The 10181-nt window shown below is 65.0% G+C and carries 11 protein-coding genes and 1 pseudogene; all 12 read left to right on the top strand.

The features are described from left to right. Positions 1-252 precede the first annotated feature (252 nt). The 12 genes and pseudogenes from ilvE to IEX61_RS07435 all read left to right on the top strand — a co-directional run bounded on the left by ilvE (position 253) and on the right by IEX61_RS07435 (position 10171). Entirely contained in the window at positions 253-1152 is a 900-nt protein-coding gene (gene ilvE / locus IEX61_RS07490) for a branched-chain-amino-acid transaminase (protein ID WP_188817407.1), read from the top strand. An 85-nt stretch (positions 1153-1237) separates the two neighbouring features. Beyond that, positions 1238-1897: a LysM peptidoglycan-binding domain-containing protein gene (locus tag IEX61_RS07485; protein WP_188817405.1), complete on the top strand. Its 660-nt coding sequence runs from the start codon at positions 1238-1240 to the stop codon at positions 1895-1897. A 27-nt stretch (positions 1898-1924) separates the two neighbouring features. Then, positions 1925-2941, top strand: a complete 1017-nt coding sequence (locus IEX61_RS07480) for a protein kinase family protein (protein ID WP_188817403.1) — start codon at positions 1925-1927, stop codon at positions 2939-2941. Positions 2942-2983: 42 nt separating this feature from the next. Beyond that, entirely contained in the window at positions 2984-3733 is a 750-nt protein-coding gene (nadE, locus tag IEX61_RS07475; protein ID WP_054671283.1) for an NAD(+) synthase, read from the top strand. 119 nt (positions 3734-3852) lie between these two features. Beyond that, on the top strand, positions 3853-4611 hold the full coding sequence (locus IEX61_RS07470) for a YebC/PmpR family DNA-binding transcriptional regulator (protein WP_054671287.1): 759 nt from the start codon (positions 3853-3855) through the stop codon (positions 4609-4611). 165 nt (positions 4612-4776) lie between these two features. After that, a complete protein-coding gene (locus IEX61_RS07465; protein ID WP_229725771.1) occupies positions 4777-5286 on the top strand; it encodes a BofC C-terminal domain-containing protein in 510 nt (169 codons plus the stop codon). Positions 5287-5417: 131 nt separating this feature from the next. After that, positions 5418-5558: pseudogene (locus IEX61_RS07460) on the top strand (DUF488 family protein, N3 subclade); the annotation flags it as partial. Positions 5559-5756: 198 nt separating this feature from the next. Next, positions 5757-6257 carry a crossover junction endodeoxyribonuclease RuvC gene (gene ruvC / locus IEX61_RS07455; RefSeq protein ID WP_054671297.1) on the top strand — a complete coding sequence of 167 codons (501 nt, stop codon included), beginning with the start codon at positions 5757-5759 and terminating at the stop codon, positions 6255-6257. Further along, the gene (gene ruvA / locus IEX61_RS07450; RefSeq protein WP_054671299.1) at positions 6254-6883 is read left to right on the top strand and encodes a Holliday junction branch migration protein RuvA; all 630 of its coding nucleotides are present in this window, start codon (positions 6254-6256) and stop codon (positions 6881-6883) included. Before ruvC ends, ruvA begins: the two co-directional genes overlap by 4 nt. A gap of 21 nt (positions 6884-6904) precedes the next feature. Next, positions 6905-7906 (top strand): Holliday junction branch migration DNA helicase RuvB, encoded by a 1002-nt coding sequence (ruvB, locus tag IEX61_RS07445; RefSeq protein ID WP_188817401.1) that lies wholly within the window; start codon positions 6905-6907, stop codon positions 7904-7906. Continuing rightward, entirely contained in the window at positions 7903-8124 is a 222-nt protein-coding gene (locus IEX61_RS07440) for a DUF2905 domain-containing protein (RefSeq protein WP_054673485.1), read from the top strand. The genes ruvB and IEX61_RS07440 overlap by 4 nt, the downstream gene beginning before the upstream one ends. 109 nt (positions 8125-8233) lie before the next feature. Next, entirely contained in the window at positions 8234-10171 is a 1938-nt protein-coding gene (locus IEX61_RS07435) for a SpoIID/LytB domain-containing protein (RefSeq protein WP_188817399.1), read from the top strand. Positions 10172-10181 lie beyond the last annotated feature (10 nt).

The following is a 10181-nucleotide window of genomic DNA, read 5'->3' as shown; positions in this document are numbered from 1 at the left end:
CCCTTGGCTCGCTGACCGCCTTTTTCCTTCTTGGCATCCACACTTTTTAGCGTAGAGCCGGACGGCCGTTGACGCGCCTTCTTCTTCTTCGTATAATGAGCCTAAATTCTAACCTCACCATGAGGGAAAGAGAGCGGAGCTTCTGCGGTATGACGTAGCAAGTGTACAAAAAAGTGGCATTCCGCAGAAGCCCTCTCTTGTTGATTTTAATTTTCAACAAATTCAAAAAACAACGGGTAGGAGGCGGAGGGCATGAGCGAGTGGATCTACATGAACGGGGAGTTCGTTTCCCGCGACGAGGCGAAGGTGTCGGTGTTTGATCACGGATTTCTCTACGGCGACGGTGTGTTTGAAGGCATTCGCGTGTACGACGGCGTCGTCTTTCGCCTGCGCGACCACATCAAACGGCTGTACGACTCGGCCAAGTCGATCCTCCTCGACATTCCCATGACGCCGGAGGAGATGGAGGCGGCTGTCGTCGAATCGGTACGGCGAAACGGTCTGCGCGACGCGTACATCCGCCTTATCGTCTCCCGCGGGGTGGGCGACCTCGGGCTTGACCCGCGCACGTGCAGCCGGCCGCAGGTGATCATCATCGTCAGCCAGATCCGGCTGTGGCCGAAGGAGCTCTACGAACAGGGCATCCGCGTCATCACCGTGCCGACGCGGCGCAACGCCCCCGATGCCCTCAACCCCAAAATCAAATCCCTCAACTACCTGAACAACGTCCTTATCAAGATCGAGGCGAACCTGGCCGGCGTGGCCGAGGCGCTGACGCTCAACCAGGACGGGTATGTAGCGGAGGGATCGGGCGACAACATCTTCATCGTGCGCCGCGGCGTTCTGTGCACGCCTCCCGCTTATCTCGGGGCCCTCGAAGGGATCACCCGCCAGGTGGTGATGGAATTGGCGCAAGAGTTGGGCTATACCGTCAAAGAAGAGCCATTCACGCGCCATGACGTTTACGTGGCCGACGAAGTGTTCTTGACGGGAACGGCGGCCGAGATCATCGCCGTCGTGGAGGTGGACGGCCGCACGATTGGCAGCGGCGTCCCTGGGCCCATCACCCGCAGGCTGACGGAGGCCTTCCGCCGCCGGGTGCGCGTCGACGGCACGCCCGTCTATCCCGAGGCGGCCAGGCAGGTGAGCTGACCGAAACGCATCGCGCTCCTTTCGAGGCAAAACCGCCGCTCCTGCATAAGATGGAGTGACGGTGCCCAGAAAGGAGGAGGACGCCTTGAAACTGCATATCGCCAGCGGCGGGGAGACGCTGACGAAGATCGCCCGGCTGTACCGCGTCGACCTTCCGGCGCTGTGCCGGGCTAACCCCCAGATCGGTCCGGCCGAAGCCCTCCCCCCGGGTACAAAGGTGCGCGTGCCCGTGCCGCGCGTGGCCCCGGTGCGCCGGCGGGTGATCCGCGCGGCCGAACCGGCAAGTGCGCCGGCGGAAAGGCCTGCGGCCGACGAGAATCGCGTCGGGGTCGAAAAGTCGGAACCCTCTCATGCCGACGGGTCAGATTACGCCCCGCTGATTCATGACGGGGAGGCGTACGCGCCGTCGTCTGCGGGGCCCCCAACCGCGGATGCGGAGCCCTCCTCGTCGACGCCTGCGGGATCCCACGCGTATCCGAGTCCCCATGGCTACGGGAATGGGGCGGCGGCATTTGTTCCCCCGACGTCTCCCCTTCCGGCGTATCCGCTGCCCATGGCCGACCCCTACGGATGGTATGGCTGGCCGTGGTCACCCGTGACCGGTTGGGGCGGCGTTTACGGATCGGTGTCGTCGTCCGTGCCGTTTCCTTTGCCGCCGCAACCGCTTTTGCATCCGCTGCCGTCCACGCTCTACCATACGCCGACGTTGTGGGAGGCGTATGCGGAGGACAGCGAGGACAGCTGAGGCCGTGCGGATGCGGGGGACGCGGCCATGGTCCGGGTAACCTGGCGGGAGGTCGGCGATGCCTTTGGCCTGCGTCTTGTCTCGGGGCGCGAAACGGAGAAGGTGGTGTTTGCCGAAGATTCGAGCGGCCAGGCGTACGTCCTCAAGGCCTATTCCCTTCGCTTTCCCGTCGACCGCCTGCACCACCTGCTGACCCACGTCCGTGCCAACGGGTTTCGGCGTACGATCACACTCCTGTTGACCCAAGACGGCAAGCCCTACTGGGAGGCGGGCGGACAGCGGTGGGTGGTGATGCCGCGCCTTCCCGGGCGACCGGCGGTCTACGAGAACGAACGCGAGCTGGCCCGCGTGGCGGAGACGCTGGCGGCGTTTCACCGCGCGGCGGTTCATGCCTGGTCCCTTCGCCGCGGATCCGATGTCCCCTACCTGTCGCGCCTGACCGAGCGCTATTGGGAATACCTGAGCGCGTATCGCCAGGCCTCGGCGCAACCCGGCAAAAGCCCCATCGCCCGCTGGATCGCTGAAACCGGGGCGGTCATCCTCCGCGAGGCGGAGGCGGGGCTCGCCTATTTGCCCGTCCCGGCCCTGATCGCCTACAGCCAGCGCGATGTTGGCCTCTTCGGCGCGGTGGCCCATCACGACGTGGCGCGGCACAACTTTCTCGTTAACGGGCCTATCGTCTACCTGCTCGACCTGGACGCCTCGGGCACCGATTGGCAGGCCGGCGACCTCGTGCAGCTCATCTCCCGCGCCTTGTGGGACGCGCAGTGGCGGCCGGATGTGGCCCTCGTCGCCACCGCGGCGTATGAGCGGGTGCGCCCGCTTGATCCGGGCGAGCGCCGGCTCATCCCCTATCTCCTGCGGTTCCCGTCCGACGAGATGCGCGAAGCGCTGGGCGTCTGGCGCGGGATCAAAGGCTACTCGCCGTCCCGATCCCTCGCCTTTTTGCGCCGCGCCTGGCAACTTCGGTCGAGGCGCGCCGAATGCCTCGCGCACCTGTTCCGCCTCTGGACAGGAGAGGTTCAGCCGCCCCGCCACCTGTGATACAATCGGGGTGAAGCAACGACCGGAAAAGGGGAGCGGAGCATGAACCTCGCGCAAAAAGTCGATTTTGTGGTCGAGTGGCTGCGGCAGCAGGTAAAGTTTACCGGGGCGAAGGGCCTGGTGGTGGGCATCAGCGGCGGGGTCGACTCGGCGCTCACCGCCTTTCTTGTCAAGCGGGCCTGTCCCGACGCCTCGCTGGGGCTGATCATGCCCTGCAAGTCAAACCCCGTCGACCGGGAGTACGCTCTGAAGGTGGTCGAGGCCTGCGGCATTCGCCACCTGGAAGTGGACCTTTCGGCGGTGCACGAGACCCTGTTTTCCGCCGTGCAGCAGGAGCTGCGCGCGGCCGGCCTCGTCGACGAAAACACGCCAACGCGCACGGCCGACGGCAACCTGCGCGCGCGGCTGCGCATGTGCACGCTGTATGCGGTGGCCAACACCCTCAACTACCTCGTGGTCGGAACCGACAACGCCGCCGAGGTGTACACCGGGTACTTCACCAAGTACGGCGACGGCGGCGTGGACATCCTGCCCATCGCCAATTTGCGTAAGCGCGAAGTGCGCGAATGGGCGCGCTTTGTCGGCGTCCCGGAAGAGGTGATCCGCCGCGCGCCGACGGCCGGCCTGTGGGAAGGGCAGACCGACGAGGCGGAGATGGGTGTCACCTACGACGCCATCGACGACTTCCTCGACGGCAAGCCGGTGTCCGACCGCGACCGGGAAATCATCCTCATCCTGCACAAACGAACGGCGCACAAGCGGCAACTCCCGCCTTCCCCGCCGCGCCTCTAAGCGCCGCGTGCAACGGCCTCCTGATTGCCAGGGGGCCGTTTTTTTGGCCCCGGCCTTGCCTTTGACCGCTTCCGCCGCGCTGTGTTACACTGAACGATGACGTTCGGGGGGTGTTGGACATGGCCGGACATTCGAAGTGGAAGAACATCCAGCACCGCAAGAGCCGTCAAGACGCCATTCGTGGCCGGCTGTTTACGAAGCTTTCCAAGGAGATCTTCGTTGCCGCTCGGCTTGGCGGCGGGGATCCCCAAAACAACCCGCGCCTGCGCATGGCCATCGCCAAGGCCCGCGCGGCAAACATGCCCAACGAAAACATCGAGCGAACGATCAAGAAGGCGCTCGGCGAACTGGAAGGGGTTACGTACGAGGAGATCACCTACGAAGGGTACGGTCCGGGCGGGGTGGCGGTCATGGTCAACGTGCTGACCGACAACCGCAACCGCACCGCTTCCGATATGCGCTACGCCTTCGCCAAGTTTGGCGGGAACCTCGGCGAGACGGGCTGCGTGTCGTACCTCTTTGACAAAAAGGGATTGCTCGTGATCGACAAGGCCAGCACCGATGCCGACGAAGACACGGTGATGATGGAAGCCCTGGAAGCGGGCGCGTCCGACTTCAAAACGGAAGACGACGCGTACCACATCATCACCGAGCCGGAAGACTTCGAGCGGGTCAAGGAGGCCCTCGAAGCGAAAGGGTTCACCTTCTCCACTGCCGAGGTGACGATGATCCCGCAAACGACGGTGACGCTCACCGGCGAGGACGCCGCGCGCATGCTCAAACTGCTCGATTACCTCGAAGAACACGACGACGTGCAGAACGTGTACACCAATTTTGACATGGACGAGGTAGAAATGGAAAAACTGAGCGAATCTTGACAAGGGACGGGCGAAAAGACCGGCCACCACGTATAAGCCCCGCTTCCCCTGGTTAGACTGACAAAAAAAGGGGAAAAAGGGGCATGTTTTATGCGGTTAACACGATGGGCATTCGAGAGCGGGCGGGAAGGCCGCCCGAAGCGGAAACGATGGCTTTTCCTCGCCGTGACGACCATTCTCCTTGCGGCAGGGTTAGGATACGGGGCCGGTGCGTTGGTGGTGGCCATTGAAGGGTGGGTGAACAAGTCGCCGGCGCCGGCCTTGGTCGCCGAAGTGGTGTTGAAGCGGATCTATGTCGACGGCTACGAAGAGGAGACGCGGGAGACGGTGACCCTGCCGTCGGAGGAGGCGCTCCTCGAACGGTACCGCGACTGGACGCTGGTGGAAAAAAGCCCCCGTCGCTACGTTTTTGAGCGGCACATCAAGGACATCTCCCCGGTTACCAAAGCCCGCGGGTATTTCGGGCTCTTGGACGGGAGCATTTTGGCCATCTTCGGCGGGCCGCCGGGCGAGGGGGACGTGATCCACACCTTTTACCCCCTCGACATCAAGCGAATGGAGTCGAGCCTGCCGCCCGAGGAGCTGGCCATGCTGCAACGGGGCATTCGCGTCACCAACCTGGCCGAGTACAACAGCATTCTCTCGACCTTTGGCGAGTTTGCGCTGGAGGAATGAGGGGAAACCGGCTTTGGCACGGCTTTACCCGTGCGGGGGCCGGTTTTCTTTTTCGCGAGAAGAAGGACCGAACTGGGCGGAGGCATAATCCATTAAAGGAAGGGTACCGGATGGAGATCAAAAAACACGAGATGGCGCGATGCACATCGAATGGGGAAATCTTTTCGTTCAACTGGCGGTGGCGCGTCCTGGTGGATCGTTTGTGGCCGCGGGGCCTTGCCAAGGATGCGGCGCGCATCGACGTGTGGATGAAGGAAGTGGCACCGAGCCCCACGCCGTGGTGTTGCGGGCGGTGCTGACCGGGGCATGGGATGACGTCCCCGGTGGGGCGTAAGCGGGAGAGACGGTTGGCTTTTAAACCGGATGCGGCAGAACGGCTGTCACGCTGGCAGGCTGTCCGGTTTTTGCTATAATGAGGGGGAAACTGTGTTCGGACGCCTGCGGTGGGGACGACCAAAGGGGGAACGGGCGTGCGCATTCTTGGCATCGACCCCGGCCTGGCCCTCGTCGGGTATGGCGTGATCGAACGGCAGGGCCATCGGCTCATCCCGGTTCGCTACGGCTGCCTGCGCACCGACGCGCAGCACAGCGACGGGGCGCGCCTGCGGCACATTTACGAGGCGACGGCGGCACTCCTTGCCGATGTGCGGCCCGACGTGGTGGCCCTGGAGAAGCTGTTTTGGGGGCGCAACGTGACGACGGCGCTGTCCGTCGGCCAGGCGCGGGGCGTGATCCTGCTCGCGGTTGAGCAGGCGGGCCTGCCGGTGTACGAGTACACGCCGATGCAGGTGAAACAGGCCGTGGTCGGGTACGGCAAGGCCGTCAAGGGCCAGGTGCAGGAGATGGTTCGCGTGCTCTTGGGGCTTAGGGAGGTGCCCAAGCCGGACGACGCTGCCGACGCCTTGGGCGTGGCCATCGCCCACGCCCATGCCGAAAGCTGGGCGCGGCGGGTGGGGAGGGCCGAGCGGTGATCGATTTCGTTTGCGGCACGGTGGACCACGTGGACGAACAGGGCGTTGTCGTCGACACCGGCGGCGTGGGGTACCGCGTCCTGACCGCCAACCCGTACCGTTTTCGCGTGGGCCAGCGCGTGCGCGTCTACACCTACCATTACATCCGCGACGACCAGCAGGCCCTCTACGGCTTTGCCAGCCGTGACGAGCGCGAGCTGTTTGCCCTGCTGTTGCAGGTGTCGGGCGTCGGGCCGAAGGGCGCCCTGGCCGTCCTCGCCGCAGCGACGCCTGAGCGCTTGGTTGCCGCCATCCAGCGCGAGGATGAGCAGTACCTGACGCGCATTCCGGGCATCGGGCCCAAAACGGCGCGGCGCATGATCCTCGACCTGAAGGACAAGCTGCGGGGGTTGTCAAAAGCTGCCGCTACCGAGGAGGCCGCCCTGTGGCCGGACGAGGGAGAGGCGGGGGCGTCCGCCGAGGAGGCGTCATCGCCCCTTGAGGAGACCCGCCAGGCGCTCCTGGCCCTCGGGTACCACGAGCACGAGGTGCGCGAGGTGCTCAAGGCGCTGCGCGCCGAATCCGTCGAGGGCGCGACGACCGAACGGCTGGTCCGCCATGCGTTGCGGAAATTGGCCAGGGTGTAGGCGGAAGAGGAGGGGAAAGGCGTGGAAGAGCGCATCATTTCCGCCCACCTTGCCCCAGAAGACGCGGCCGTGGAGTACAGTCTGCGGCCGCGCTTTCTGTCGGAGTACATCGGGCAAGAGCGGGTCAAGGAAAACTTGCGCGTGTTCATCGAGGCGGCCAAGATGCGGCGGGAAGCGCTCGACCATGTGCTCCTGTACGGCCCGCCCGGACTCGGGAAGACGACGCTGTCCGTCATCATTGCCAACGAGCTGGGGGTCAACCTGCGCGCCACGTCGGGACCGGCCATCGAGCGACCCGGCGATTTGGCGGCCATTCTCACGAACCTTGAGGAAGGAGATGTGCTGTTCATTGACGAGATCCACCGCCTCCCGCGCGCGGTGGAAGAGGTGCTGTACCCGGCGATGGAGGACTTCGCCCTGGACATCATCATCGGCAAGGGGCCCAGCGCGCGGTCGGTGCGCCTTGACCTGCCGCCCTTTACGCTGATCGGAGCGACCACGCGGGCCGGCCTCTTGTCCTCGCCGCTGCGCGACCGCTTCGGCGTCGTGGTGCGCCTGGAGTATTATACGGAGGACGAGCTCGTGCTGATCCTCCTGCGGGCCGCCGACATCCTCGGCGTGCGCCTGCGGGAGGACGGGGCGCGGGAAATCGCCCGGCGCGCGCGCGGGACGCCGCGGGTGGCCAACCGCCTCCTCAAGCGCGTGCGCGACTTTGCCCAGGTGAGCGGCGATGGGGTGATCACCGGGGCGGTGGCGCGGGACGCCCTCGAGCGGATGCAGGTGGATCCGATGGGCCTTGACGCCATTGACCGCAAACTGCTCCTTTCCATCATCGACACCTTCGGCGGCGGGCCGGTGGGCCTGGAGACGATGGCGGCGACGATCGGCGAGGAGCCGCATACCATCGAGGACGTCTACGAACCCTACTTGTTGCAGATCGGCTTTCTCCAGCGCACGCCGCGCGGGCGCGTGGCGACGCCCCTGGCGTACCAACACTTTCGGCGGGAGGTGCCCCGAACGTGAATCCGGTGGCCAAGTTTCTCGTCGTGACGGGGCTCGTGCTGGTGGTCGTCGGGCTCTTGTGGCAGGTGGGCGGACGATTCTTTCCGCTCGGGCGCCTGCCCGGCGACATCGCCATTGAAAAGGAAAACGTGCGCTTCTATTTTCCGATCGTCTCGTCGCTCGTGATCAGTTTGGTGCTGTCCCTGCTGCTCACGGTGTTGGGGCGTTTTTGGCGATAGGAAGCGAACGTCCTGCTGGGAGGAAGTTTCTTACTCTTGCGGGTTGGGGAAGGATTTGGCGCCCTTTTGTCGAAGGGATGGGGGGCAACGTTGGGAGGGGGGGAAAAGGATGCGGAAACGCATTGCGTTCGTGATGGCACTCGTCAGCCTGCTGGTGGGGACCGCGGCGTGGCCCGGTGCGCTGCCGCCCGCTTCGGTTGCAGAGGCGGCCGGCGGAACGATTCGCGTGGCGCTCTTTATCGACATCGGCGAGCTGTACCGGGATACGCGTCCGGCCTATACCCTTTCCTCGCCAAGCGGGCTAACCGTGTACGGGGCTGCGGGCGGCTCGCGCGTGGCGTACCTGAGCGCGGGCAGCGGACAAGCGGTCAAAGTCGCCGTTGACACACCTGTGCTCAGGTGGAGCACCGGACCCTTTGCCTCGCTGGACGAAGCGCGCGCCATGCAGAGCCGCATTCGCGCCGCCGTGCAAAACGGCGCGCTGGCCGCCGGCGCCGCGCCCCGCGTGGCGGCCCTTCCCGAGAACGGAAGCGTGCGCTACTACGTCTGGACAGGGAACGACACGACGCCGGAGGCCCACCAGAAAACCGGCGTGGTCCTTGAGCAGCTGGTCCCGGAGCGGTCCTTTGAGCCGGTTGATGTGCTCCTGAAACGGGTGTTTCCGAACGGGTCGCCGCGCTATGTGCTGATCGATTGGCCGGGTGGCGCCGTGGCCCTGTGGACGGCGGCAAACGAGGTGGTGCGCCTCGTTCCAAAGCCAAGCGGCGGCGTGCCGGTTACAGCGGTTGCGGAGAAGAGGGGCCGCACCTACCGCGGCGAGATGGAAGTGCGCGTGGTTGACGGGAAACTGGCCCTGATCAACGAGCTGCCGCTGGAACAGTACCTCTATGGCGTCGTCGGCGTGGAAATCGGCGGCTCCTCGCCCCCAGAAGCGCTGAAGGCCCAGGCGGTGATCGCCCGCACCTACGCGCTGCGCGCCCGGTCGGCCAACAAGCCCAAGTATAAGGTGGCCCATCTGTCGGACTCGACGTTCGACCAGGCCTACCAGGGCTACAAGGCTGAAAACGACGCCGTGCGCCGGGCGGTGGACGCCACGTCGGGGATGGTGCTGACGTACAACGGCCAGCTGGCCGAAACCCTCTATTATTCCAATGCCGGGGGCATGACGGCGGACGGCAGCGAAGTGTGGGGCAATCCTGTGCCGTACCTCAAACCGGTGGCCAGCCCGGACACCCTTCCCCATGACAGCGCCCCCGTCTGGTACCGCGTGGCCGCGCCGGGCGGGATCGTGGGATATGTCCACAGCGGATACGTGAAGACGTTGCAAGAACGCCATCCGCTTGGCCTGTCCTACGGCGTGACGACGACGAGCCTCAACGTGCGGATCGGGCCCAGCGCGCAGCTGCCCGTTCGCACCGTGCTGCCCGGTGGTACGCGCGTCGTTCTGTTGGAGACGGTCAAGGAAAACAACCCCTACCGCTGGATCGCCGGCCCCTTTACCGGCGAAGCGTTGGCGGAGATGATCAACAATGGGACCTCGCTTCCCGTCGTCGGCCGTGTCGAGCATCTGGAAGTGGCCAAGCGTGGCCCGTCGGGGCGGGTGATCGAACTGCGCGCCAACGGCCTGCCGATCGCCGTGAAGTACCCCGACCAATACCGCTCGCTGTTCCGCGAAACAACGTCGAGCGGTTCAACGGTTCCCCTGCGCAGCACGAAGTTTGACGTGGAGGAGATGGGCCGCTTTGCTGTGTTGGCTGCCGGCGGGAAAACTGCGGAGTTTCCTGATCGTTCCGTGAGCTTGGCGGCGGTGTCCGCATCCGGCGGCGTAAGCCAGCCCAACGGCGCGAGCGACGTGTTCTTTGCCCTCGGGGCCTCTGGCCGCCTGCGCGTGGTGGCCAAGGATGCCGTCTTCCGCTTCCACGGTGCGGGGTACGGGCATGGGTTGGGCCTGTCCCAGTACGGGGCGATTTCCATGGCGAAAAACGGGAAATCCTATAATGACATTTTGCAGCACTATTATCCGGGCACGACCATCGAGAAGCGCTGACGCGCGATCG

Origin of the sequence: Calditerricola satsumensis, assembly GCF_014646935.1 — a bacterium.
Taxonomy (GTDB): domain Bacteria; phylum Bacillota; class Bacilli; order Calditerricolales; family Calditerricolaceae; genus Calditerricola; species Calditerricola satsumensis.
Note: the sequence above shows the minus strand (reverse complement) of the source record. Positions and strands in the feature narration are given on the sequence as shown.

Excerpts from the sequence above, each read along its gene's own strand:
- ilvE (WP_188817407.1), top strand. The coding sequence starts at position 253 with ATGAGCGAGTGGATCTACATGAACGGGGAGTTCGTTTCCCGCGACGAG.
- IEX61_RS07470 (WP_054671287.1), top strand. The coding sequence starts at position 3,853 with ATGGCCGGACATTCGAAGTGGAAGAACATCCAGCACCGCAAGAGCCGT.
- IEX61_RS07480 (WP_188817403.1), top strand. The coding sequence starts at position 1,925 with ATGGTCCGGGTAACCTGGCGGGAGGTCGGCGATGCCTTTGGCCTGCGT.
- nadE (WP_054671283.1), top strand. The coding sequence starts at position 2,984 with ATGAACCTCGCGCAAAAAGTCGATTTTGTGGTCGAGTGGCTGCGGCAG.
- IEX61_RS07435 (WP_188817399.1), top strand. The coding sequence starts at position 8,234 with ATGCGGAAACGCATTGCGTTCGTGATGGCACTCGTCAGCCTGCTGGTG.